This window comes from Corynebacterium sp. UMB10321, assembly GCF_030228725.1.
Classification (GTDB): Bacteria; Actinomycetota; Actinomycetes; order Mycobacteriales; family Mycobacteriaceae; genus Corynebacterium; species Corynebacterium pseudogenitalium.
In genome coordinates, this window is the sequence record NZ_JASOZC010000003.1 from 1 (window position 1) to 25,516 (window position 25,516).

General features: G+C 55.3%; 25 protein-coding genes and 2 tRNA genes. 23 read left to right on the top strand and 4 right to left on the bottom strand.

The features are described from left to right. A tRNA-Gly gene (locus QP752_RS04485) sits at nt 1-73 on the bottom strand. 211 nt (nt 74-284) lie between these two features. Between QP752_RS04485 and QP752_RS04490 the strand changes: the two genes are divergently transcribed. From QP752_RS04490 to QP752_RS04585, 20 genes are all read left to right on the top strand, one after another. Then, nucleotides 285-356, top strand: a tRNA-Val gene (locus QP752_RS04490). Nucleotides 357-488: 132 nt separating this feature from the next. Beyond that, on the top strand, nt 489-1,061 hold the full coding sequence (locus tag QP752_RS04495) for a copper resistance CopC family protein (protein WP_284804647.1): 573 nt from the start codon (nt 489-491) through the stop codon (nt 1,059-1,061). Nucleotides 1,062-1,103: 42 nt separating this feature from the next. Then, nucleotides 1,104-1,733, top strand: coding sequence for a copper chaperone PCu(A)C (locus tag QP752_RS04500; protein WP_070362365.1), 630 nt, complete (start codon nt 1,104-1,106; stop codon nt 1,731-1,733). Nucleotides 1,734-1,748: 15 nt separating this feature from the next. Beyond that, nucleotides 1,749-2,963 carry a Dyp-type peroxidase gene (locus tag QP752_RS04505; protein WP_070477010.1) on the top strand — a complete coding sequence of 405 codons (1,215 nt, stop codon included), beginning with the start codon at nt 1,749-1,751 and terminating at the stop codon, nt 2,961-2,963. A 128-nt stretch (nt 2,964-3,091) separates the two neighbouring features. After that, nucleotides 3,092-5,161, top strand: coding sequence for a threonine--tRNA ligase (gene thrS / locus QP752_RS04510; protein WP_070362367.1), 2,070 nt, complete (start codon nt 3,092-3,094; stop codon nt 5,159-5,161). Nucleotides 5,162-5,181: 20 nt separating this feature from the next. After that, on the top strand, nt 5,182-5,733 hold the full coding sequence (locus QP752_RS04515; protein ID WP_070362368.1) for an HIT domain-containing protein: 552 nt from the start codon (nt 5,182-5,184) through the stop codon (nt 5,731-5,733). Nucleotides 5,734-5,737: 4 nt separating this feature from the next. Further along, nucleotides 5,738-6,391, top strand: coding sequence for a phosphatidylinositol phosphate synthase (gene pgsA, locus QP752_RS04520; protein WP_070362369.1), 654 nt, complete (start codon nt 5,738-5,740; stop codon nt 6,389-6,391). 13 nt (nt 6,392-6,404) lie between these two features. Next, nucleotides 6,405-7,307: a phosphatidylinositol mannoside acyltransferase gene (locus QP752_RS04525; RefSeq protein WP_070477186.1), complete on the top strand. Its 903-nt coding sequence runs from the start codon at nt 6,405-6,407 to the stop codon at nt 7,305-7,307. Continuing rightward, nucleotides 7,304-8,401, top strand: a complete 1,098-nt coding sequence (locus QP752_RS04530) for a glycosyltransferase family 4 protein (RefSeq protein ID WP_284804655.1) — start codon at nt 7,304-7,306, stop codon at nt 8,399-8,401. The genes QP752_RS04525 and QP752_RS04530 overlap by 4 nt, the downstream gene beginning before the upstream one ends. Next, complete coding sequence (locus QP752_RS04535; protein ID WP_070477014.1) at nt 8,398-8,850, top strand: hypothetical protein; 453 nt, start codon at nt 8,398-8,400, stop codon at nt 8,848-8,850. The genes QP752_RS04530 and QP752_RS04535 overlap by 4 nt, the downstream gene beginning before the upstream one ends. Before the next feature lie 103 nt (nt 8,851-8,953). Continuing rightward, the gene (locus QP752_RS04540; protein ID WP_070362373.1) at nt 8,954-9,706 is read left to right on the top strand and encodes a YebC/PmpR family DNA-binding transcriptional regulator; all 753 of its coding nucleotides are present in this window, start codon (nt 8,954-8,956) and stop codon (nt 9,704-9,706) included. A gap of 106 nt (nt 9,707-9,812) precedes the next feature. Beyond that, complete coding sequence (ruvC, locus tag QP752_RS04545; RefSeq protein WP_070362374.1) at nt 9,813-10,343, top strand: crossover junction endodeoxyribonuclease RuvC; 531 nt, start codon at nt 9,813-9,815, stop codon at nt 10,341-10,343. 3 nt (nt 10,344-10,346) lie between these two features. Continuing rightward, complete coding sequence (ruvA, locus tag QP752_RS04550) at nt 10,347-10,958, top strand: Holliday junction branch migration protein RuvA (protein WP_070477015.1); 612 nt, start codon at nt 10,347-10,349, stop codon at nt 10,956-10,958. A 9-nt stretch (nt 10,959-10,967) separates the two neighbouring features. Then, complete coding sequence (gene ruvB / locus QP752_RS04555; protein WP_070477188.1) at nt 10,968-12,047, top strand: Holliday junction branch migration DNA helicase RuvB; 1,080 nt, start codon at nt 10,968-10,970, stop codon at nt 12,045-12,047. A 24-nt stretch (nt 12,048-12,071) separates the two neighbouring features. Further along, the gene (gene yajC / locus QP752_RS04560) at nt 12,072-12,380 is read left to right on the top strand and encodes a preprotein translocase subunit YajC (protein WP_070477017.1); all 309 of its coding nucleotides are present in this window, start codon (nt 12,072-12,074) and stop codon (nt 12,378-12,380) included. Nucleotides 12,381-12,540: 160 nt separating this feature from the next. Then, entirely contained in the window at nt 12,541-14,367 is a 1,827-nt protein-coding gene (gene secD, locus QP752_RS04565) for a protein translocase subunit SecD (RefSeq protein WP_083290770.1), read from the top strand. 2 nt (nt 14,368-14,369) lie between these two features. After that, nucleotides 14,370-15,542, top strand: coding sequence for a protein translocase subunit SecF (gene secF, locus QP752_RS04570; RefSeq protein ID WP_070477018.1), 1,173 nt, complete (start codon nt 14,370-14,372; stop codon nt 15,540-15,542). Between the two features lie 242 nt (nt 15,543-15,784). Beyond that, nucleotides 15,785-17,143, top strand: a complete 1,359-nt coding sequence (locus QP752_RS04575; RefSeq protein ID WP_246814879.1) for an ABC transporter substrate-binding protein — start codon at nt 15,785-15,787, stop codon at nt 17,141-17,143. Between the two features lie 28 nt (nt 17,144-17,171). Further along, nucleotides 17,172-17,720, top strand: a complete 549-nt coding sequence (locus QP752_RS04580; protein ID WP_070477021.1) for an adenine phosphoribosyltransferase — start codon at nt 17,172-17,174, stop codon at nt 17,718-17,720. Between the two features lie 19 nt (nt 17,721-17,739). Then, on the top strand, nt 17,740-20,019 hold the full coding sequence (locus QP752_RS04585; protein WP_083290771.1) for a bifunctional (p)ppGpp synthetase/guanosine-3',5'-bis(diphosphate) 3'-pyrophosphohydrolase: 2,280 nt from the start codon (nt 17,740-17,742) through the stop codon (nt 20,017-20,019). A gap of 81 nt (nt 20,020-20,100) precedes the next feature. On the opposite strand, the gene QP752_RS04590 is transcribed toward QP752_RS04585, so the two are convergent. Further along, entirely contained in the window at nt 20,101-20,433 is a 333-nt protein-coding gene (locus tag QP752_RS04590; RefSeq protein ID WP_070976807.1) for a hypothetical protein, read from the bottom strand. A 124-nt stretch (nt 20,434-20,557) separates the two neighbouring features. Then, entirely contained in the window at nt 20,558-21,490 is a 933-nt protein-coding gene (locus QP752_RS04595) for a peptidylprolyl isomerase (protein ID WP_070477025.1), read from the bottom strand. A gap of 120 nt (nt 21,491-21,610) precedes the next feature. On the opposite strand from QP752_RS04595, the gene tpx reads away from it, so the two are divergent. Genes tpx through hisS form a run of 3 tightly spaced genes read left to right on the top strand, consistent with a single transcriptional unit; the run spans nt 21,611 to nt 24,113 of the window. Then, on the top strand, nt 21,611-22,108 hold the full coding sequence (tpx, locus tag QP752_RS04600; protein WP_070477027.1) for a thiol peroxidase: 498 nt from the start codon (nt 21,611-21,613) through the stop codon (nt 22,106-22,108). A gap of 33 nt (nt 22,109-22,141) precedes the next feature. Further along, entirely contained in the window at nt 22,142-22,780 is a 639-nt protein-coding gene (locus tag QP752_RS04605; RefSeq protein WP_070477029.1) for an MBL fold metallo-hydrolase, read from the top strand. 43 nt (nt 22,781-22,823) lie between these two features. Further along, complete coding sequence (gene hisS / locus QP752_RS04610) at nt 22,824-24,113, top strand: histidine--tRNA ligase (RefSeq protein WP_070477031.1); 1,290 nt, start codon at nt 22,824-22,826, stop codon at nt 24,111-24,113. A gap of 6 nt (nt 24,114-24,119) precedes the next feature. Here hisS and QP752_RS04615 read toward each other — a convergent pair whose 3' ends face one another. Continuing rightward, on the bottom strand, nt 24,120-25,514 hold the full coding sequence (locus QP752_RS04615) for an L-serine ammonia-lyase (protein WP_070362384.1): 1,395 nt from the start codon (nt 25,512-25,514) through the stop codon (nt 24,120-24,122). Between the last annotated feature and the right edge of the window lie 2 nt (nt 25,515-25,516).

Here is a 25,516-nt window from a genome sequence, read left to right on the forward strand (position 1 = left end):
AGCGGATGACGAGACTCGAACTCGCGACCCTCACCTTGGCAAGGTGATGCGCTACCAACTGCGCTACATCCGCATGCTCTCCGGAAGCGGAACCTCCGTTGTGCGTGAACAAACATTATCTGTTGGCTCTAAGTTTTCCAAATCGCCAGCACAGGGCCGGTCTTGGCAGGTGCGTACGATGGTGAGGCGCTGGGTTGGCAGGGAAATTGCTGTTACTCGGTGAAAGTGTTGCTGTACTGCGGATTCGTTGAAGGAGTGGAGGGGGTGTAAAGTAGTTCGCGTTCGGTCCTATGGCTCAGTGGAAGAGCGTTCCGTTCACACCGGAAAGGTCGCTGGTTCGATCCCAGCTAGGACCACTGAATGCCCGCCTTGCGGGCATTTTCGCTTTCTATGGTCCGGCACTGGGCATGCTGGGGAACTAATCCGCCATTCGTTACGACTAATGTTGTACTGGTTTAAAGTCAGTTCATTTTGTAGGAGGGATCCGAATGTCCAAAGCAGGACAAAGGGTACAGCGAACGGCATGGGCTATATTGAGTGCCGTATGTGTAGCTTCTGCGTTGGCCGGATCAGCGGAGGCACATGATGCCGTTATTGGGGGAGATCCATCAAACGGGTCCGTGGTAGCCGAGTTTCCGAAAGAGCTGTCGTTGGAGTTCTCGGGTCAACCCCAGGAAGGCTTCAACACGTTCGCGCTGTCGCGGGTATCGGACAACGAGATCCTCTTTACTGGAGAGCCAGTGCTCGACGGACGATTTGTGTCCCTTGAACTTCCAGAGAAAGCTCGCGAATCTGGTGACAAAGTGCCAGGAGAGTACCGGATCGGATTTCAGATTGTCTCTTCAGATGGGCACGCCACTAAAGGGATGACAACGTTTACATATGCGCCGGAAGGTTCACAAGTTGTCGATGAAACTATGGAAGATTCCGTGCCAACCGGAGAAGTGAGCGGTTCTTCATCCAGTTCCTTTAGCTGGCTTTTTGTCGGCGGACTAATCCTGCTTCTTTTCGGTGCTGTAACGGCACTTTTACTGCGTCGCGGCTCCTTGAGCAAAGATTGAGCCAGTACATACACAAGTTTTTAGCAACGACTAAGGAGAAATATGAAAAACATTTGCACTGCAGCTATTTCGGCACTTGGTGTCGCCGCTCTTGCCCTGACGGCTTGCTCGCCATCGCAGGAAAACCCGTCGACATCTGCGCCAACCGCTGCAGAGACAACAACCGTGGAGTCCACTACGACTGCTGCTCCAGACAATGACAAGCTTCAGGGCGAAGGTGATATCCGCGTTGAGTCCGCGGCTATTCGTGCGAAAGCAGAAGCCGGTGCGGAAGGCGGAAAGTCCATGACCGGGTTCTTCGGTACGCTGCACAACACCTCTGACAAGGACATTCACATCGTTGGCTTCACTACGTCACTTGGCGACGCCACCTACGAGATCCACGAGGTGGTAGATGGAGTCATGCGCGAGAAAGAAGGCGGCATCGAGATCCCCGCCGGTGGGACATATGAGCTCAAGCCTGGCGGTGACCACTTCATGATCATGGGCTTCGACCCTGCAATTCCGGCAGGCGACGTGGTCGATGTAACGCTTGAGTTCGCCGACGGAACCGAGGAGCAGATTCCAGACGTAGCCGTTCGCTCTATGCTTCCGGGTGACGAAGACTATGGTGAGCACGGGGAGCTCCAGGGGCACCAACATGGGTCCATGGGTGAAGGCCACAACCACTAATTGAAGGAAAGTCGAATGCCTGTCAACCGTCGTCATTTTCTCGCCGGGACTCTGAGTGTTGCTGCCGCCGGGGCAGCCACAGCTTGCGCGGAAAGCCGCGATGCTGTGGTGAATGCTCAGCAAGAGCCTGCGATAGACCTTGCCACAGCAACGGTTCCGTTTGACGGCATACACCAGGCAGGCATTTCGACGCCTCAACAGTCCTCACTAAATCTGATTGGTTTCAATTTTAAAGATGGCGTCGATAAGCCTGCGATTGTTCGATTGATGCGACTGTGGACTGAGGATGCCCGTGCGTTGACAGCCGGCGAAAACCCGTTGGCAAGCCTGGAACCAGAGATGACGGAACACCCCGCAAACCTCACCATTACCGTGGGGTTGGGAGAGAAGTTTTTTGATATCGCCGCGCCTGAGAGCAAACCGTCGTGGCTCCACGACATTCCGGCGCTCTCGCGAGACGAGCTTTCACGGAACTGGGGCCAGACTGACGTGGTGTTGCAGATTTGCTCAGATGACCCACTGATGTGCGCATGGGCGATGCGTCATATGGTGCGAGCTGGCGTCGATTATGTAGCTACCGCGTGGGTGCAGCAAGGGTTCATGAATAACCCTGCTGTACACCGCGAAGGAACCACGCCACGGAATCTCTTTGGACAGATTGATGGCACGGTAAACCCTCACACTGATGAGGAATACGACGCCCAGGTGTGGGCAAAAGGCGCTGCAGAGTTTGAAGGTGGAACGTCGATGGTGGTTCGTCGAATAGCGATGAACCTTGACACCTGGGAAATGCTCGACCGGACATCCCGTGAAGAGGCCGTCGGGCGCAGGCTAGACAACGGAGCACCCCTTTCGGGCGGCGAAGAGTTCACTCCGGTAGATCTGGAAGCGCGGGACGAATATGGCCTGCCAAAGGTCGATAGAAACTCGCACGTTGCCAGGTCAATGGCGCCTGAAGGGCACCCAGAGCAGAAATTTAAACGGCGCCCTTATAACTACAATTTGCCGCCTGAGCCTGGGCAGGAACAGCTGTCCAACGCTGGCTTAGTGTTCATTGCATTTCAGGAAAACCCAGATACGCAATTCACTCCGGTCCTCAAAAGGCTCGATGAGGCTGACCGACTGAATGAATGGATCACGCACATTGGTTCGGCGGTGTACTGGATACCACCGGGCACGCAGGCGCAAGATGGTGCTCCGAGTTTCTGGGCCGAGTCACTACTCGCGTAGTGAACGCGGTATGATTTTTGCCATGTTTGCCGACCTCAATATTTAAAGGTTCCGGCGAGCTTGTACGAATCCAGCTGGGTGCGTCCAGGTATGACGTACCTCATTGAAGCGCAAAGGAGCGCACGAACATGACGAATAACGACCAAACCCACCTTGCAGCCCAGGCTTTCACGGTCCCGGCGAACACTCCTGCCGGGGTTGCGATGCGCGAATTGTCGCTGCCGAATAAGGGCCCGGAGGCGGTTGTCTGCGTGCAGTCTGAAGACGGGTCGTTGAAGGACCTGTCATTTACGCCGGATGTAGACACCACAGTAACTCCAGTCACCGCGAACACTGAGCTGGGTCGGTCCGTGATTCGCCACTCGTGTGCTCACGTGTTGGCGCAAGCAGTGCAGATTGAGTTTCCGGGGACGAAGTTAGGAATTGGGCCAGCCATTGAGGGTGGCTTCTACTACGACTTCGACGCGGCTGAACCGTTCACACCAGAAGACTTGAAGCTGCTCGAGCGCCGCATGAAGAAGATCATCAAGCAGGGCCAGAAGTTTGTTCGTGGAGTCTATCCGTCGGCTGAAGCGGCAGCAGAGGACCTAGCTGATGAGCCGTACAAGCTTGAACTCGTGCAGGACAAGGGAAACGTGGACCCTGACTCGGACGAAGCTACTGAAGTCGGTCACGGAGAGCTCACCCACTACGACAATGTGAATCCACGGACGAATGAAGTCGAGTGGCGCGATCTGTGCCGCGGGCCTCACGTGCCAACTACTAAGTACATTCCGGCGTTCGCACTGACACGTTCGTCAGCTGCGTACTGGCGTGGCAACCAGAATAACGCCGGGTTGCAGCGTATTTACGGCACCGCCTGGGAGTCGAAAGAAAAGCTCGATGAGCACATGTTGATGCTTGCAGAAGCAGAGAAGCGTGACCACCGTCGTCTTGGCAATGAGCTCGATCTTTTCTCCTTCCCGGAGGAAGTTGGGTCTGGTTTGCCAGTATTCCACCCGGATGGAGGAATTATCCGGATGGTGATGGAGGAACACTCCCGCCAGCGTCACCTCGAGGCAGGCTATTCATTCGTCAACACCCCACACTTGACGAAGGGTGAGCTTTTCGAAAAATCTGGCCACCTGGACTGGTACGCCGACGGCATGTACCCACCGATGCAGCTCGACGGCGAGACCGACGACGAAGGCAATGTGACCAAACAGGCAGTCGATTACTACGTCAAGCCTATGAACTGCCCTATGCACAACCTCATCTTCGATTCACGTGGACGCTCGTACCGTGAATTGCCGCTGCGACTATTCGAGTTTGGTACCGTGTACCGCTACGAGAAGTCCGGCGTGGTGCATGGCCTGACTCGTGCACGCGGTTTTACTCAGGACGATGCCCATATCTACTGCACCGAGGAACAGCTTGAAGACGAGCTGACGAGTGTGTTGGAGTTCATTATTTCTCTGCTCAGAGACTATGGGCTTGATGATTTCTACCTGGAGTTGTCCACCAAGGATCCCGAGAAGTACATCGGTGATGATGATATCTGGGAGCGTTCAACGAGCATCCTAGAATCAGTTGCTACCAAGTCTGGGCTCGAGCTTGTTCCGGACCCAGCAGGTGCAGCGTTCTACGGTCCAAAGATTTCCGTACAGGCTCGCGACGCCATCGGTCGTACCTGGCAGATGTCCACGGTTCAGCTCGACTTCAACCTGCCTGAGCGTTTCGATCTTGAGTACACATCCTCAGACGGAAGCAAGAAGCGACCAGTCATGATTCACCGTGCACTCTTTGGATCAATTGAGCGATTCTTCGGCGTGCTGCTTGAGCACTACGCCGGTGCATTCCCGGCTTGGCTGGCACCGCACCAGGTTGTAGGTATCCCCGTTGCTGACGATTTCGCTGGACACCTTGACGGCATCATCCAGCAGCTGCGGGCGCGCGGCATCCGAGCTGAGGTCGACCATTCCGATGACAGGATGCAGAAGAAGATTCGGACGCACACCACTCACAAGGTTCCGTTCATGCTGCTCGCTGGCGCGCGTGATGTAGAGGCAAACGCTGTAAGCTTCCGCTTCCTCGACGGCACCCAAATTAATGGAGTCGGCGTCGACGAGGCTGTCGAACTTATCACCAACTGGGTGGACGAAAAGTTCAACGAACAACCAACGAAAGAGCTGGTTGAACAGCGCCAGGCTGACCAGTAGAAGTAGAGAGGCGCTCAGAAATGTATGAGGACATTGGAGTTGGTACTCCAGACAGACTTCAGCGTCTTTGGGCGCCGTACCGTTCGAAGTACATCGCGTCAACGCCACGCGATGAGAAGGGGTCAAGTGATCCTTTCGTGCAGATTCCTTCGATGAGCGATGAAGAGGGGCTCATCGTGGCTCGAGGGGAGACCGTCTACGCGGTGCTGAACCTTTATCCGTATAACGCTGGGCATATTTTGGTCGTGCCGTACCGTAAGGTGGCGGAGATTGAAGCCCTGACTGCGGGGGAATCAGCCGAGCTTATGAGGTTCGTAACGCTCGCAGTGAAAACTCTCAAGGCGGTATCAGACCCCGAAGCGATAAACGTTGGCATGAATTTAGGCAGGGCCTCCGGAGGCTCTATCGGAGATCACCTACACGTGCATGTGGTCCCGAGGTGGGCAGGGGACTCAAATTTTATGACAGTCATCACTGGCACCAAGGTGCTTCCGCAGCTGCTGCGTGAAACGCGCCAACTATTAGCAGAGAGCTGGAAAGAAGTGGCGGCTCAACAGACTGGAGGGGAGTAGGCAGATGCTCAGTGTTCATGGACGAAAGCCTGCTGCTGTTGTCGTAGAACCGGTCGCCACTGCATTGCTTAAAGCTGGTCTAACACCGAATTGGACAACGCTTGGTGGAACAGCGCTCACTGTGTTGGTAGCCGTCGTGCTCATTCCAACTGACCATCTTGTTTTGGCAGCTATTCTGAGTGGCCTTTTCGCGGCTTTTGACATGGTGGATGGCACGATGGCCCGTCTCCGCGGGGGAGGGACTGCTTTCGGAGCTACGCTTGACGCAAGTTGTGACAGGATTACTGACGGAGCGCTCTTCGGTGCCATCGTGTTCTGGCTGGTGTACGTAGATCAAGCTTCTCCGGCGCATGTCGCAGTTTGCCTTGCGGTACTAGTACTCTCCCAGGTGATTAGTTACGTAAAGGCGCGCGCGGAGGCCGGGGGGATCAAGATTGTTGGAGGGCTGGTTGAGCGACCTGAGCGTCTTCTCATCGCGCTTGTCGCGCTGGGGTTGGAAGGCTTCGGCGTGCCGTACGCCATTGAATGCGGGCTTTGGCTGCTGTTTTTCGGCTCGATATATACGGTTGCGCAGCGACTCGTTATTGCAGCGAAGGATCCTGCATCCAAGCGGCAGATTGCCGCGCCAGCAGGAGCTAAAACGTTTGGGTCGCGCTAGGACCGAAGCACGCATGCACACGTTCAAAGATGAGTGCGTATATCGCAGCTACTGGATGGGGTGGAAGCTGCTATCAATGCTGCCCTACAGTATCGCCTACCGTCTGATGATGTTCGTCGCCGACATTTACTCTCGCAATGGGAGGTTACCGGAGCAACTTCGTAAGAATCTCTCGCGTGTGGTTGGACCTGAGAACGTCACGCGTTCGCTTGTGAAGAACTCGATGCGGTCATACATGCGGTATTGGCTCGAGGTCTTTTGCCTGCAGAAAGTAATCTCGAACGAACGGTTTCACAAGCAATTCTCTGCATCGATACAAGGAATTGAGCATCTGGAGTATGCGATTCAACAAGGCAAGGGTGTAGTACTCGCATTACCACACTCGGGGAACTGGGATCTTGCGGGCGCATGGCTTGCTCACCGATACGGGAGCTTTTCGACGGTCGCGGAGCGGGTAGAGCCCGAAGAGCTCTACGATGCGTTTTTGGAATTTCGACGTGGGTTAGGAATCCAGGTGATTCCTTCGCGTGGTGCGTCGAGACCTCCAATGCAGCTCCTCGAGGAAGCTCTGTACAAACAGGGGATTGTCTGCTTGTTGGCAGATCGTGATCTCGGTGGGCACGGGGTGCCGGTAGCATTTTTTGGAGAGCAGACGACAATGCCCGCCGGTCCGGCAGTATTAGCGGAGAAAACCGGTGCGACACTGCTCGCAGTGCACAATGCCTTTGAGCGTTCAGGCAGCATGGATGGGTGGGTGACTAGCGTATCGCCGCCGATTGTTGCAGATTCCGTAGAAGGTAAAGTGGAAAAGCTTGCGGGCTGGTTTGAGCGCGGAATCAAAAAGCACCCACAAGACTGGCATGTGCTTCAGCCGTTTTGGATCGCAGACCGGAAGAAAAAGGTAGCGAAGGGATGAAAATTGGTATCGTGTGCCCGTATTCTTTCGACGAACCAGGCGGGGTTCAAGCGCACATCCTTGACTTAGCTGAATCACTTTTGCGTCAAGGGCATGAAGTGAAAGTGCTCGGGCCTGCGCGTGATGACACGCCTCTTCCCGAGTTTGTAAAGAAAGGCGGGCGTTCGTTACCTATTCCGTATAACGGCTCTGTCGCGCGCCTGTCGTTCGGCCCTAGAGTTTTTACGACTACTCGCGAATTCCTGTGTGATGGCGACTTTGATGTATTGCACATCCATGAGCCCAATTCTCCTAGCTATTCGCTCGCAGCGCTTATGTTGGCTTCGGGGCCGATCGTCGCTACATACCACACGTCTACAACTGGGTCTCGCATTTTGCAGCTTGCACTGCCGTTCTTGCGGAAATATTTAGAAAAGATCCGCGGGGGTATCGCAGTAAGCGAGCTTGCTCGGAGGTGGCAGGTTGAACAGATCGGGGCCGATCCAATCGTTATCCCGAACGGAGTGGACACTCGGAAGTTCGTAGCCGCCCGGAAGCTAGCGCCGTTGAGCTCCGTCAGGCCTGTTCGAATCGCATTCTTGGGGCGTATCGACGAGCCAAGAAAGGGGCTAACGCTGCTTCTCGAAGCGTTCGATCACCTTGAAGGACGAGTCGAACTCACGGTGATCGGAAGCGGGGAGCCTCGGCAGATTCCAGGAGTGAACTTCGTCGGTCGCGTAAGCGAGGAGGAAAAGGCGAGATTGCTGGGGGCGTCGGATATATTTGTCGCTCCGAACACTGGGGGCGAATCGTTTGGCATCATTCTCGTGGAAGCGATGGCTGCGGGCTGCGCTGTTGTGGCCAGTGATCTAGAGGCCTTTTCGCTGGTATGTGATGCAGAATCACCTGACCCTGCCGGGATTCTTTTTCCTGTAGGTGATGTTGCCGAGTTGACAAAGGCGTTACAGGCTTTGATTGACGACGCTGCTTTGCGCCTGGAGATGGGCAGAAGAGGGCAACTGCGAGCCGCGCAGTATGACTGGTCGACAGTGACTGCTCAGATTATGGCTGTATACGAAGCAGTAAGTGTTGGTGAGAAGGTGACACTCGCATGACAACTATCGCCCTAGTGGTGTTCGCAGCGGTAATCACGCTGCTGTTTGCCTGGGCATATTTCACTGCGCAACGGCTACACCGCCTCCATATCCGTCTCGACCGTTCACGCGACGCACTTCAAGCTGCGCTCGACCAACGCTGTGCTGTCATTGCCGCACTGTATCCGGAAATGCGCGAGGAGTGCCGGATCATCGAATCATTGCGTTTGACTCCAGTTGACGTAGAGGAACGACTTCAGTCCGAACAAGAAATGCGGAAACACATCGAGAGACAAGGGTCGATGCTTCCCGCTGATATTGACGCTGCAGATACACGTGTGGCAATTGCACTGCGGTTTTATAACGACGCTGTCAGCGATGTTCGTTCGCTACGGCTACGGCCCGCCGTAAGGCTTCTTCGATTGGGTGGGACCGCAGCCCTGCCAGCCTTCGCTTCGCTTTCCCTTTAGCGGCTGAACCTTGCTCGCGGTTCTGCAGCTCAACCTGTTCGGGCGTATAGTAGGTTGACGTTCAATTACCAATAGTCAACCGTTTTAAGCGAAGGGATACCGGATGTCTGGCCACTCAAAGTGGGCTACTACTAAACATAAGAAGGCCGCGAACGACGCAAAGCGTTCCAAGCTCTGGGCGAAACTGATCAAAGATATCGAGGTTGCAGCTCGCACTGGTGGCGGCGATCCAGCAGGCAACCCGACGCTTGATGACATGATCAAGAAGGCGAAGAAGGCGTCGGTCCCGAACGACAACATCGAACGTGCGCGTAAGCGTGGATCGGGCGAGGAAGCCGGCGGCTCTGACTGGGAGTCGGTGATGTACGAGGGGTACGGCCCGAACGGTGTCGCTCTGTTGATCGAGTGCCTGACGGATAACCGTAATCGAGCAGCGACTGAGGTTCGTACGGCAATGACCAGGAACGGCGGTAATCTTGGTGAAACCGGCTCTGTGGGCTACATGTTCAATCGCGTCGGTGTCGTCACGGTGGCGAAAGGGGAGCTCACCGAGGACGATGTGTTGATGGCGGTACTTGACGCTGGTGCAGAAGAAGTTAACGATCTTGGCGAAGAGTTTGAAGTTACCTGTCAGCCGACCGACCTTGCCGCAGTCCGCGAGGCGTTAGTGGAGGCCGGTATCGAGGTTGAGGGCTCTGAGCAGGACTTCCGTGCTGACGTGGAAGTTGAACTGGATGCATCTGCTGCTGAAAAGAATCTGAAGCTGATTGATGCCCTCGAAGACTCTGATGATGTACAGAATGTGTACTCGAACATGTCTATTCCTGACGAGATCGCAGCCGAGCTCGACTTGTAAGGCGTAGTCTGTTTTTCAACCACCATTCGTTGCGGCGAGTGGTGGTTCTTTTTCAGACTATGGTAGAACATATGTGCCAGTACAATATTCGGCGGAAGGAAGCGCGGTGAACCTCCAAGGTCTGAGGGTAATGGGCATAGATCCTGGTTTGACCCGATGCGGCCTTTCGGTAGTTCAAGCGGGGAGAGGGCGTCAGGTCATACCGATTGCCGTCGGTGTAGCGCGCACTCCTTCCGATGTGGAACTATCGGAGCGTTTATTGCGGATCTCGAAGTCGGTAAGCGACTGGATGGATGAGTATAAGCCCGACGTGGTTGCGATGGAGCGAATTTTCGAACGCAGTAACGTTTCCACCGTGATGCATACTGCCCACGCCGTCGGGGTAATGGTCCTCGCCGCTGCAGAGCGCGATATACCAGTGCACATGTATACGCCCTCAGAGGTAAAAAAGTCGGTTTCTGGTAATGGGCGTGCTGATAAGAAACAGATGACTACGATGATTACACGTATTCTTGGTCTGAGCGAGCCACCAAAGCCAGCAGATGCTGCAGACGCGTTGGCCATCGCTGTTTGCCATTGCTGGCGAGCCCCGTTGCTTGCCCGAGCTTCCGCTATTGAAAAACTGAGAAAGAACTAGTTCATGATTGATTCCCTCCACGGTGACGTCCTTTCGATTGGCCTCGATCATGCTGTTATTGGCTGCGGGGGCGTTGGGTATCGCTTTTTAGCGACGCCACCAACGCTCAGTCGCCTAACTCGTGGTGAGCATGCGGATGTAGTCACCAGTCTGGTGGTCCGCGATGACGGTATGACCTTGTATGGGTTCGCGGATGAGGACTCGCGGTCTATGTTTCACAAGCTTCAAACCGTGAGTGGGCTAGGGCCAAAGCTGGCGATGGCAGCACTGGCAGTCTTTGGGCCTGGGGAACTGGCCGAATTGATTTCCAGCGGTGATGCGAAGAAGATTCAAACAATTCCTGGCGTCGGTAAGAAGATGGCAGAACGAATCGTGTTGGAGCTGAAAGATAAGGTTGTCGGCTTGTTTGAAACGGGCAGCGAAGCGAGCCACGGAGCAACGGCTCCGGCTGCTTCAGACTCAGGCATCAGTGAGCAGATTGTAGAAGCACTGGTTGGGCTTGGATTCACCGAGCGTAGTGCACGGACTGTCGTCGAACCTCTCGTTGCGGAACAACCGGATACTGATCCATCGAATCTGTTGCGCGAAGCGCTGAAGACGCTATCGAAAAAGTAGGTGGGGTTCATGTCAGATGTTGAAAAAACCGTATTCCAGTTGCCGGATGATCTTTCACGTCCCGATGGGGCTCCCGTCAGTGTCAATGCGCATAGTGATGAACACGATATTGAGAGGTCTCTTCGTCCGAAGTCGCTTGATGAGTTCATCGGACAGCCGAAAGTGCGTGAGCAGCTCAGTCTTGTACTCGCGGGTGCAAGTCAACGAAGCGTCACACCGGACCACATCTTGCTTTCCGGTCCGCCAGGGCTAGGAAAGACAACGATGGCGATGATCATCGCGCAGGAACTCGGAACTTCCTTGCGGATGACCTCTGGTCCAGCGCTTGAACGTGCTGGTGACCTCGCTGCGATGCTTTCGAATCTTATGGAAGGCGATGTCCTCTTTATCGATGAGATTCACCGTATTGCACGGCCTGCGGAGGAAATGCTGTATATGGCAATGGAGGACTTCCGTATTGACGTCATTGTTGGAAAGGGGCCCGGGGCGACGTCAATTCCACTTGAGATTCCACCGTTCACCCTGGTCGGTGCAACGACTCGCGCTGGTATGCTCACTGGTCCGTTGCGGGATCGTTTCGGTTTTACGGCACAGATGGAGTTTTACGAGGTTACTGACTTGAGGCACGTGGTCGAACGTGCTGCGAAGATCTTGCAAGTTGAGATCGACAAGGAGGCAGCAGTCGAAATCGCTTCACGTTCACGGGGAACTCCGCGTATTGCGAATAGATTGCTGCGACGTGTTCGTGATTGGGCAGATGTGCATGGCAGCGGACGAATCGATATTCAAGCGGCGCGTGCTGCGCTGGAGGTGTTTGACGTTGACGACCTCGGGCTTGATCGGCTCGACAGAGCGGTCCTGAATTCGCTCATTCGTGGCCACGGTGGGGGACCTGTTGGCGTCAATACACTGGCAATTGCTGTAGGGGAGGAACCGTCTACAGTCGAAGAAGTATGCGAGCCTTACCTGGTGCGAGCAGGATTGATGGCACGAACTGGTCGTGGCCGCGTTGCTACGGCGGCTGCCTGGCAGCACCTTGGAATTGATCCGCCACCGGATGCTCCAGGACAGGCACTCGTTTCAACATAATTGGGAGTATGTCAATATAGAGCTATGGAAATCATCCTTATTTTGCTCGTCCTATTGGTGTTCATGCTTCCGTCAATCTTGATGATGCGAAGCCAGAAGAAGCGTCAGCAACAGGTACAGGAGATGCAGTCCTCCATTCAGCCCGGTGACCATGTTGTGACGGTTTCTGGCCTTCATGGAGACGTTGTTGACGCAGATAACGCTACGCTTCGAATTGAAATTGCCCCTGGTGTTGTCGTCAAGATGGAGACCGCCGGAATTATGAAGCGAGAGGCAGTCGAGTCCGCGGTTCAGGAACCTACAGCAGACGATTCGGAACAACGTCCGGAATAGTCCATCTCAGCGTTACGGCAAATGCTGTCTAGCTGTCTTTACCGATATGACAGTTGATGACGTACGATAAATCGATGTGCACCACACCCCGCTTTACCCAAAGTTTCGGGCAAAGCGGGGTGTGGCAGTGAAATAACGTAGAAATAGAGGAGTTAGCTCGGTGTCCAAGAACACTCAGCGTTCCGGCGAGTTGAGATCAAAGCGGAAGTGGCCTGCGCGCGCGCTGGCGCTTTTTGCGCTCATCGTCATTGGCGTGTACTCATTAGTATTTTTCACGGGCGATAAGTCCGCAACCCCGAAGCTTGGTATCGACCTGCAGGGCGGTACTCGCGTGACCCTCGTTCCGCAGGGAGACGAGCCAACTCGCGAACAGCTCGACGAAGCGCGAAACATTCTTGAGAAGCGTGTGAACGGCATGGGTGTTTCCGGCGCGACTGTCGTCGTTGACGGCAATACCCTAGTGATCACTGCCGCGGGCGACGACACATCGGAAGTACGTAATATTGGGCAGACTTCGCAGCTGCTGTTCCGTCCGGTAATGCAACCGCCTGCACCTTCCGCAGATTCGATTGGTGAGGTCTTCGCAAAGACCGCGAACGATTGGATCCGGTATGGGGTTTTGACCGCGGATCAAGCCAAGGCGATTGGCGATCAGGTGAAGAAGCAGGTTGCCGAACAGGGGCAAACCGTTGAGATTCCTGCTATTGATGCGAAACCGTTGCCTGAGCCGAATGGTCCTGTGGAGTCCTCGGAGCGCAGGGCTGACCAGGCTGAGATGCTCAAGGCAACTCGTCAGTCTGAAGACCCTACCCAGCAATTCGTTGCTATGTCGATGCTGAGCGCGTTGTGTGCCGTGCAACCTACTGATCCATTGGCCGGGACCGATGACGAAGCAGCACCACTTGTAGCCTGTGACCCTTCATCTGGCCAGGTACTGCTCCTCGGCGAGGTGCCATTGCTCGCAGGTGTTACTGATACGGACGGCCCGCGTCTCACCGGTGAACAGATCGACACTGGTCGCTCGATCACTGGTGGATTCAACCCGCAGTCGAGCCAGATGGAGATCAACTTCGCTTTCAGCCAGGCAGGCGAGTTTAATGGCTCGTCTACCTGGGCGCAGCTGACGAGTGAGATGATCGGGCAGCAGATCGCGATCACACTGGACTCACAAATTATCTCCGCACCTGTCATTCAGGGCGCAACCCCAGTCGGTTCCGCAACCTCTATTACAGGCAACTTCACTCAGGAGGAAGCTGAGAGCCTCGCAAACAACCTGCGTTACGGTGCGTTGCCGCTTTCTTTCGCGGGTGAGAATGGCGAACCTGGTGGTACAGCGATGACAGTGCCGCCGTCACTTGGTCTGGCATCCTTGCAGGCTGGCTTCTATGCAGGCATTGTCGGTCTGATTTTGGTCGCAATTTTCGTGTTCTTCTACTACCGGCTCTATGGTCTTATTTCCCTGGCTACGCTTTTCTTTGCGGGTCTTCTCGTTTACGGCTCGCTAGTTCTGTTGGGGCGCTGGATCGGCTACTCGCTGGACCTCTCCGGCGTCGCCGGTTTGATCATTGGTATTGGTACTACTGCGGACTCCTTCGTTGTCATCTACGAACGCATCAAGGACGAAGTTCGTAAGGGCAAGACTTTCCGCTCTGCATCTGCCTCCGGCTGGGATCGAGCGAAAGATACAATTATTACCGGTAACATGGTGACCCTGATCGGCGCGGTCATTATTTACTTCCTTGCGGTTGGCGATGTGAAGGGCTTCGCATTCACGATGGGCCTTACGACCGTATTTGACCTGCTAGTGACGTTCTTGGTCACTGCTCCGCTCATGGTGTTCGCTTCCCGGTCCCGGTTCTGGTCGAAGCCAGCTGTCAACGGTATGACCAAAGTGTTTGCTGCAGCGCAGCATGACAAGGACGTGAGCGAGGAAGCTCATCAAGGCGTGGCTGCAGAAGCCGCGTCGGAAAGTATTGAGGTGAAGTAGCAATGTCGTCATCGCAAATTGAAACCGTTGCTTCCGTCGTACCAACTGTCGAGGAGCCCGGCCGTTGGGAGCGTCTGTACACGGGCGATGCGGCGATCGATTTCGTCGGTCGCCGTAAGCTCTGGTACGGGATCACCATGGCACTGGTAGTTATCTCGCTGCTTGCGATGCTGGTCCGTGGATTCAACCTTGGTATCGACTTCGAAGGCGGTACCAAACTCTCGATGCCGGCCGATGATCTCGTTGCCGAAGAAGTCGAGGAAACATTTATTGACGCGACCGGCGTCACTCCTGAACTGACTCAGATTATTGGTGCTGGTGATGCCCGGACGCTTGAGATTAATGCTGAGCATCTGAGCCAGGAACAAATCGACCAAGCGCGGCAGGCGATCTTTGAGAAGCATCACACCAAGAATGCTGAAGGGGAAGTGTCTGCCGACGCAATTGGTGATTCGACTGTTTCCGAATCGTGGGGTGACACAATCACGAAGCGGATGTTGATGGCGATGCTGGTCTTCCTCGTCGCTGCAGCCGTGTACGTGGCTGTCCGCCTGCAACGAGAGATGGCCATCGCGGCGATGGGTGCATTGATCATTGACGGCATATTGATCGTAGGGTTCTATGCACTCTTCGGGCTGGAAATTACCCCAGCGATGATTATCGGTCTGCTTACCGTTTTGACGTTCTCCATTTATGACACCGTGATCGTCTTCGACAAGGTGAAGGAGAACACTAGCGGTGTATTGGACTCGCGTCGTTCGACTTATGCTGAAGAAGCGAACTTGGCAGTGAATCAAACGGTCATGCGCTCGATTTCAACTTCCGTCATTTCTGCACTCCCGATCGTCGCGCTGATGATTGTTGCAGTTTGGATGCTCGGTGTGGGTACACTCCGGGATCTCGCCTTGATCCAGCTGATCGGCGTCATCGAAGGTATCTTCTCCTCGCTATTCCTCGCGACTCCGCTGCTGGTAACGCTTATGGAGCGCAAGCGCGTTTACAAGGAACACAACGTTGAAGTAGAGAAATACCGCGCCGGTGAGATCGTCGACCACGACGATGAAGCCACTGTAAAGCCAAAGCGCACCGTTGATACACCGGTTCGTAGTGCTGTGGAAGGCAGCGATGGAGACGAATCGCCGGCAATGAGCACTTGGCGGCCGTCGACACGCTAGGTAAACCAAGTATGAGTAGCGTATTTTCACGCGCCGTTGCTGCATGTTCTGTCGTGTTTTTAGCAACGGCGTGTTCCGACGGTGGTCCAGCGTCGAACTCTAATAGCGAAGAGTTTGGCTATCAGGTACAAGCACCACTGGTCACAGTGAACGCGGGTAGCGCTGAGGGGCACTCGACGTTGGCGCAAGAACTATCTGGTCGTTTGTACCCCGGAGTTTATGTTCCGGGCCCCAACGGGCAAATGATCCCTAATACCGACTTAGTAGAGACACAAGTGCTGCCCGGCGACAGGCGTCAGGTGATTTACACCATCTCCGATGCTGCAGTGTTCTCCGACAATACCCCAGTAACGTGTAATGACTACCTGTTGACGTTCACAGCTGGGAAGCTACCAGAGCTCTTCGGTTCATGGATGCCTCTTTTCGACGACGCTGATACATTGGCATGTCAACCCGGATCAAAAACTTTCACTCTCACAATGAAGGAGAACCGTGGCGCCCGTTGGCGCGACCTTTTTGAACCCGGAACAGTTTTGCCGTCACACGCAGTTGCAGCGCGTGTCGGAATGCCGGCGGAAGAGCTCGTTGATGTGCTTACTGTGCGTGACCCAATGAGCCTTCGAAGCATTGCAGATATTTGGCGTCACGGTTTTGACCTGAAGCAGTACGATCCTGAACTTCAAGTATCTTTCGGACCGTACAAGATTGAGAGTGTTGGTAAAGAAGGCGAAGTAGTCCTCGTCGCTAATGATTCCTATTACGGTGATGCTCCAGCGCTGCAGAAGATCGTGGTCTGGCCGGGGAATGCAGATTCCGGTGAACTAGTTGCCTCCGGCGGATTGAAAATCGGCAACCTCGAAGAACCAGCACCAGACTGGTACGACGTAAACGCAGAGAGAGAACCAGTTGATGTGACCAGCGTTGTGGGGGAACTGACTGACGCGTTGGTCATGGCCAAGTCAGGCCCCTGGGCAGAACCAGAACGGCGCAGGGCGCTTGCTCACTGTGTGAATCCGTCTGAAGTCGCACAAACTTCCTCGAAGATGTCGGGCCTAGAGGTTGCAGCTGCTCCAGTGCAAGTAGTTGCGCATAGTGACCCGCTGGCGTCGAAAATTGAAAGTGTCGGTGAGACGGCAACTGAGTATGACGTCGAAAAGGCACGTGCTGCAAGTGGCAGTGTTCTACGGATCTCGACGTCGATGCGGTCGGCACGGATCTCCGCAATGATTCAGACGATCCGAGCACAGTGCGAACCGGCGGGTATTGAAGTTCTCGACCAGTCGGAGAATCTAGCGACGTTGGCCGAGTTGCCGGGCTATGCCATGGACGAACAAGGCCAGATCGTAGAGAAAGAGGGCACCATCGATGCGCTTTTGATGCCAATCGATTCTCAAGTTGAGTACCCAGCTGCGAACAATCGGGTGCAGGAACTCGACGCATTGCGGCGTCAAGAGAATTGGCTTTGGCGGGAGATTCCGATTCTGCCACTTTCAGCACAGCCTCGCTCGTTCGCGATTGATCAGCGAGTTGGAAACGTTGTTATGTACACAGGCTTGTCGGGAATTGGCTGGAATATGGATCGATGGTCCGTTGATGAGTAAAGAAATGAAGCTATCCAAGGAGAAACCCATGGGCGATTCGAAGGACACGTTTGAAAGCGCAAAGGAAGCGCTTCGAGAAAAGATCCGTAAAGTACCAGATTTTCCCGAAAAGGGCGTGTTGTTTGAAGACCTCACACCGGTGCTTGCAGATGCGCATGCCTTGCGGGTTGTTATCAAAGAAATGGCGCGTGTATCTGAGAATCTTGGAGCAGACCTTGTTGGCGGGCTGGATGCCCGTGGTTTTCTCCTGGGCTCAGCTGTTGCATACGAGATGGGCGTAGGCATCCTCGCCATCCGTAAGAAGGGGAAGCTCCCTCCGCCGGTGATTACACAGGAATACAAAACCGAGTACAGCACTGCAGCTTTGGAAATCCCGGCGTCGGGAATTGACCTGGACGGTAAGAAGGTTGTTCTCGTTGACGATGTGCTTGCTACTGGCGGAACTCTTTCCGCAGCAACCGATTTAATCCAACGCGCAGGTGGTAGCGTTGTTGGATACGTAGTAATGCTCGAGGTACAAGGACTGGACGGTAGAAGCCGCTTAGGAGATGTTCCCGTGGTAGTGCTCGACCAATAGGAGAGTTTGGAGGCGGACTGTGACTCAAGAGAAAGCACCGAAGAGGAATACACCCTCGATGCGAAGTGTGTCCGCAATACTTGCTCGTTCGCTCACTGGCGGTGTGCGGGTCCGTAGCAATCCGGTCCTGGACCCGCTGTTATCGATTCATCGACGGCACCATCCGAAGTGCGACGTCGCATTATTGAATCGTGCCTATGAGACGGCTGAGCAGCTACACGATGGCGTGTTCCGGAAATCAGGCGACCCATATATTACGCACCCGCTTGCCGTAGCCACGATCTGTGGTGAAATTGGTATGGACACCACAACGTTGGTGGCAGCACTGTTGCATGACACCGTTGAGGACACTGACTACACCCTGGATGAACTTACGGCCGACTTCGGGCCTGAGGTGGCACGAATCGTCGATGGCGTAACGAAGTTAGACAAGGTTGCGCTTGGGGCGTCGGCAGAGGCAGAAACGATCCGGAAAATGATCGTTGCCATGGCGGAGGATCCCCGGGTACTTGTGATTAAGGTTGCGGATAGGCTCCACAACATGCGCACGATGCGCTTTCTTCCTCCTGAGAAGCAAGCGAAGAAGGCGCGCGAAACCCTTGATGTGATTGCACCGCTTGCACACCGCCTCGGGATGGCGACAGTGAAATGGGAGCTTGAAGATCTCGCGTTCGCGATCCTCTACCCGAAGAAATACGAAGAGATCGTGAGGTTAGTTGCTGACCGAGCGCCCTCGCGGGACAGAGCTCTTGCAGAGATTATTCGTGAGTTGCAAACCGAACTGAAGAAAAACGGGATCGACGCAGAGGTGATGGGGAGGCCGAAGCACTATTGGTCCATCTACCAAAAAATGGTTGTTCGAGGCCACGAGTTCGACGAAATCTTCGACCTCGTTGGCGTTCGCGTGCTCGTCGATAATCTCCACGACTGTTACGCAGCGGTCGGCGTCGTCCATGCTATGTATTCTGCAATGCCGGGCCGATTTAAGGACTATATTTCGAATCCGCGATTCGGTGTGTATCAGTCGCTGCACACGACGGTGATGACGAACAGCGGGCGAGCTCTCGAAGTACAGGTACGTACGCACGAGATGCACTACAACGCCGAGTTCGGTGTTGCAGCTCACTGGCGGTACAAAGAGACGAAAGGATCGCATAAGGGAGATCAGGCTGAAGTAGATCAGATGGCGTGGATGCGCCAACTGCTTGACTGGCAAAAGGAAGCTTCAGACCCAAATGAGTTTCTTGATTCACTGCGCTACGACCTGACAAGCAAGCAGATTTTCGTCTTCACGCCACACGGCGATGTTATCAACCTTCCTGCCGGTTCGACGCCTGTGGACTTTGCCTACGCGGTGCACACTGAGGTAGGCCACCGATGCGTGGGGGCAAAAGTTAACGGCAAACTGGTTGCTCTGGAGTCACAGCTGCAAAATGGTGACCGCGTCGAGATTTTTACCTCGAAGGACCCGAATGCCGGGCCTTCTCGTGACTGGCAAGACTTTATTGTTTCACCGCGTGCGAAAACAAAGGTGCGTCAGTGGTTCGCGAAAGAACGGCGCGAGGAACACCTCGAAGTCGGACGCGATGCGCTGGCAGCGGAAGTACAGCGGAGCGGACTTCCACTTCACCGGCTATTTACGCCTGAGTCAATGCGCGATATTGCACGCAGGCTGCGTTACTCCGATGTAGATGCCCTGTACACGGCTATCGGCGCTGGGAATGTTTCGTCCCGGCATGTTGCAAAAATGCTGGTCGACCAGTTTGGTGACGTCGAAGACGCCGCAGATCTTCTGGCGGATCGGACGCCCCATTCAAAGATCATCCGACCAGAACCCTCGGGCGATGGCCCTGTAGTCTTGGTGCAGGGCAGCCCGGATGTAATGGCCAAATTTGCTAACTGTTGCCAGCCGGTTCCTGGCGACGATATCTTCGGGTTCGTAACCCGCGGTGGAGGGGTTTCGGTGCACCGCACAGATTGCACCAACGCGAACAAGCTCAGGCAAGAGCCAGAGCGGTTGATCGAGGTTTCGTGGTCCGGCGCTGGCGGCTCTGCGGGTACCTCTATCGTGACCGTTCAGGTGGAAGCTCTTGACCGGCACGGCCTCCTCGCGGAACTCACGGGGGTAATGTCTGAACAAAAATTGGCGATTCTATCGCTTTCCTCACAAGCTAAGGAAGACCGTATTGCCACGATTCGATTCAGCTTCCAGGTTTCGGATACGAAGCAGCTCGCTTCTGTGATGAATCTGATCCGGAATGTTGAAGGGGTATTCGACGTCTACCGCGTCGGTGTATAGAAAAAGTGGGGTAACCCGATCACGGGTTACCCCACTTGGGTGCGCTAGTGGGAGATGCCAGTGTGGCACCTAGCCAGCGGTCTACTTGCGCAGGTACTTGTCCAGGAATGCGAACAGGGTACCGAGCGCACCGATGACGGCGGTGAACACTGCGATCCAGTCACGGATTTCAGATGGGGACATGTCCTTGACGGAGGAGCCCTCGTCGCTCGACTGATCCTTAGGAGCCTGCTTCGTGGTGGACTTCTTGGAGGTGGTGTTCTTCACCGTCGGGGCCTTCTCAGTCTTGGTGTTCGAAGCTGGCTTGGCCGTGGTGGTTGGGGTGGTGCTTTCTGCAGCCTCAGCAGCAGCAACGCCAGAAGTTGCGACAGCTACAGCAGTGGCTGCTGCAAGAATACTTTTACGGAAGTTCATGAATTTTCCAATCTGACGGGATTGACAAATGTACGAGTGCCAACTCTAGTTGGCTATCAGACGTTTTGCAAGACTTTGAATAGACTGAAAACTGCTCCTGTGCAGCTGAGAGGCAACTGTGTAGTTACTTTACGGTTGCCGATTTGATGCGTACCTCTTCGGCTGGTGCGCCGTCTCGGCCGCCGCCTTCGACGCCCTTTTCAGCAATCTTGTCAAGGGTGTTCAAACCTTCTTCAGAGATTTGACCGAAGTAGGTGTACAGCGGAGGCAGCACTGAATCACCGTAGTTCAGGAAGAACTGGGACCCATTGGTATCCAAACCGGCGTTCGCCATAGCGATGGTGCCGCGCGCGTACTTCTGAGGGTTCTGCTGGAGCTCCATCTGCTTCATTTGCTCTGCTTCCTCGGGGGACACTCCGTCAGGAGCAGGCGCGTCCTTGAGCGCCTTGAGCGCTTCGTCAGTCGGGAACTCATTTGCGAACTGGAAGCCAGGGCCACCGCTGCCTACGCCGGTCGGGTCACCGCACTGCAGTACTTTAAGGCCGTCGCCATCGGTGAGCCGGTGACAGACGGTATCGTTGAAGTAGCCAGCAGAGGCGAGGTGTTCGATCGCATTCACAGTGCACGGCGAGACAGAGCGGTCGAGCTCCATACCAATCGGCCCTGCACTGGTGTCGAGCTCGACGTTGACGGTCCCTGTCGTAGAGACGTTGTCGGTCTTCGGCAGGTCTGCTTTCTTGTCACCCTGTGCTGTATCGGGGGTGTATTCACACGAGACTGAGGCGGGGAGTGCTTCGGCACGCTTCGTCGCGATTGCCTCGTAGTTGTTGGCGTCGAATTCGCTTGGGGCGGTGGTTTCTTCAGCCGAGCTTTGTGCTTCGCTGGTGCTGTCGCCGTCCTGGTTCGCCAGGAAGTAGATGCCGCCGCCTAGCGCCACGATTACAACTGCGGAAAGCGCCGCGATCGACCAGGGCTTTGAGTTCTGCTTTCGATCGCGTGAATTCAATTCACGCTCCAGATGTTTAAGGGCTTCTTGACCGCGCTCTCTATTGCTCACCGTAGTACCTCTATTCTGACTAGTTGACTGGGAAATATTAGCAGGTGTAACTGTACCCGTCGTATTTTGCTGTGTTTTGTGCGACTGCTTGCTACCGATAGTTCATGTAGGGTCGTGGGCATGGCAAAGGTATTTTTTCAAGGTAATGAGTCGCAAACATCTGGATCTCTTCCGAAGGTAGGCGACACCCTTCCTGACGCCGTGCTAGTCGCAGGCGATCTTTCGGAAAAGAAGTTGACCGATTACGAGGGGAAGCGCCTGGTACTGAACGTTTTCCCATCGCTAGACACTGACGTGTGCGCAAAGTCTGTGCGAGCGTTTAATGAGCTCGCGGGATCTGCAGAAAACACTGCAGTGCTTTGTATCTCGAAGGACTTGCCGTTTGCTCAGCAGCGTTTCTGTGCGGCAGAGGGCATCGAGAATGTAGAGGCCCTCTCTGCATTCCGCTCTGATTTCGGCACGGCGTTCGGCCTCACGCTTGACGGAACGCCACTCAAGGGATTGCTTGCACGCGCGGTCATCGTGACTGACGCCGATCATCGCGTGGTGCACGTCGAGCTGGTCGAGGAGATCACCAACGAGCCCAACTACTCGGCTGCCGAGGCTGCCCTTTCCTAGTCGGAGAGATTTAGGTAGACGGCGAGGTAGGCATTGCGAATCTTAGGTTTTACGTCGGGACCGTTTCAGACGAACTGCTACGTCATCATCGATGATTCTGCGAAGCTAGCCTGCCTCGTCGATGCCGGCATGGGAACACACCAGGTCGTTTCTGCGTTTCTCAAGGAAGAGGGGCTGCAACTTGTAGCCATCTTTCTTACCCACGGCCATATTGACCATACGAGAGATGTTGCGCGGTACCAGGTTCCCGTATTTATTCACGCAGCTGACGCGTTCATGCTTGATCATGGACGCGGTCTTCCTGCCTCAACACTCGAGCTTTTCGACGCCGCTTCGATGGAGGCCGTATCGGACCTCCGCACGTTTGACGCAGATGGGCCACTTGAAATCGGCAGTTTTAGGGTTGATGTAACTCATACTCCAGGCCATTCTCCCGGCAGTGTCCTCTATCAGATGGGCGACGTCATGTTTTCAGGCGACGTGCTGTTCGCGGGGTCCGTCGGCCGGACTGACCTGCCACACTCCGATCCAGGGGCAATGAAAACCTCTTTGTGTGGACCGGTTTGGGCGATTCCTGACGAGACAACGTTGTTGCCTGGACACGGGCCCGGTACAACCATGGCGCACGAACGAACCACGAACCCGTTTCTCCTTGAGGCTCGTAATCAGTAGCCATGGCTGCGGTAGCGACGGAGAACAGCTAGACTCAGTCCCCGTGAGTGATACGAAGAAACCCCAAAAAGAAAAGTTCAAGGCACTGAGCGCTCCAAAGGGAGTGCAGGAGTACGTGCCCCCGGCGTCGTCGAAGTTCCTTTATGTCCGCGATGAGTTCGTGCGACAGGCGCATGTTGCGGGTTTCCAACACATCGAGCTTCCGGTTTTCGAAGACACAACTCTTTTCGCCCGTGGTGTCGGTGAATCTACCGATGTTGTGTCGAAGGAAATGTACACGTTTGCCGACCGTGGCGGGCGTTCTGTGACCTTGCGTCCAGAGGGGACTGCAGGCGTCATGCGTGCAGTGATCCAACACAACCTTGACAGGGGTTATCTGCCGGTGAAACTGAACTACGCCGGTCCGTTTTTCAGATACGAGCGTCCGCAAGCTGGCAGGTACCGCCAGTTGCAGCAAGTTGGTGTCGAGGCAATTGGCGTCGACGACCCCTTGCTTGATGCGGAGATTATCGCACTTGCGGATCGTTGCTACCGGAGTGTTGGGTTGAAAGGCTTTCGCCTCGAGCTGACAAGCCTTGGCGATCACACCTGCAGGCCCGCATACCGGGAAAAGCTCCAAGCTTTCCTCAAGAAGCTCCCGTTAGACGAGGAGACGCAGCACCGCGTGGAAATCAATCCGCTTCGTGTTCTGGACGACAAGCGTCCGGAGGTACAGGAGCTTCTAGCCGATGCGCCGTTGATGCTGGACCACCTCTCAGATGCGTCTCGCGAGCACTTCGAGACTGTTACCGGGACGCTGAAGGATATGGGGGTTCCGTTTGTGATTAACCCGCGGATGGTGCGAGGCCTTGACTACTACACAAAGACTACTTTCGAGTTTGTGCACGATGGTCTTGGGGCTCAGTCGGGAATTGGCGGAGGTGGACGTTACGATGGCTTGATGGCGCAGATCGGTGGCCAAGATCTGTCAGGCATCGGATTCGGGCTTGGCGTTGATAGGACAGTGCTCGCGTTGGAGGCTGAGGAGGTGGCGCTCCCGAATCTGGATCGTCGCGTTGAGGTGTTCGGCGTAGCAATCGGTGAGGAGGCTCGCCGCAAGATGAGCTCGCTTATCGACGAGCTCCGTGCCGCAGGAATTTCAGCTGACATGGCGTACGGTGGTCGCGGTTTGAAAGGCGCAATGAAAGGCGCTGACCGGGCGGGTGCGCGCTTTGCTCTCGTGCTCGGGGACCAGGAGCTGACGAACGGGGAAGTGGCGGTCAAGAATCTGGAGAGCCACGAACAAGTTGCCGTTCCGCTTCAGGCTACGGCCATTATTCAGGCAGTGAGCTAGCCTGATTTAGCACTCTGTGATGTTGACCGGGAGGCCAAGCTGTACAGCGAGGCCTCCCATTGACGTCTCTTTGTACTTGCTCATCATGTCGTGGCCTGTCGCTGCCATCGTTTCTACTACATCATCGAGCGTGACTTTATTGGTTCCATCACCAAGCTTGGCTAGGCGGGCCGCGTTGATTGATTTCACCGCTCCGATGGCATTTCGTTCTATGCAAGGAATCTGCACAAGGCCAGCCACTGGATCGCATGTGAGTCCGAGGTTGTGCTCGAGGCCAATCTCGGCAGCGTTCTCTATCTGCTGCGGAGTGCCGCCCAGAATTGCGCACATACCGGCTGCGGCCATGGACGATGCGGACCCTACCTCGCCCTGACACCCGACTTCGGCACCGGAAATAGAGGCGTTCGTCTTAATGATGGCGCCGATCGCTCCAGCGGTCAGCAGGAACTGATGCGCAGCATCCCGGTCGAAGTCGTCGGTAAAATCCCGGCAGTAGTGCATGACGGCCGGGATAATCCCCGCCGCACCATTCGTCGGGGCGGTCACGATGCGCCCGTGCGCGGCGTTTTCCTCATTGACAGCGAGAGCGTACAAGTTGACCCATTCCATCGCGTCAAGGCCGCGAGATGCGGAGGCCTCGTATTCGGCCGTCAATAAGCGATGTAGCCGAGGAGCGCGGCGACGAACTGATAGTCCACCTGGAAGCTCACCTTCCGTTTTTAGGCCGTGGGCGACGCACTCTTGCATGGTGTCCCAGACCGCGTCGAGGTGAGCATCCAGGACGTCCTTGCCGTGTATCGCTTCTTCGTTCGCACGCATGAGTTCTGCGATAGATAGCTGATGAGTTTCGCACTGGCGCATTAGGGACGCACCATCGGAAAATGGGTAGGGGACGTTAACCGCATCGCGTACGGTGGCGACGCCCGCCTGGTCGCGGTTTGCTTCCATCTGCGTGCGGTCGAGGATAAAACCACCGCCAACGGAGTAGTACTCTTTACGGGAAGCGATGCGCACGCCCTCGGCGTTCCACGCATCGAAAATCAGGCAGTTTGGGTGCTTAGCGACGGGCACCGGGTTCATCGCGACTTCATAGTCGAGTTCACGCTCTGGACCTTGGATGTGCCCTCGTTCTGGAATGAGCTCACCAGGAAGCGGCCGGGTGTCCGCAGAAGTAGTAAGTGGGGTATAACCGACAAGTCCCAGTAGCACAGCTCGGTCGGTTCCGTGGCCCACACCCGTTGCCGCCAAGGAGCCTCGCAGCTCAACCTTGACTGCGGCGGGCGCTTCACTCAAATCCTCGATAAATGCAAGCGCGGCACGCATAGGGCCCACCGTATGAGAAGACGATGGGCCGATTCCGATGCTGAACAAATCAACGACGCTGACTGCATTGTGTGACATGC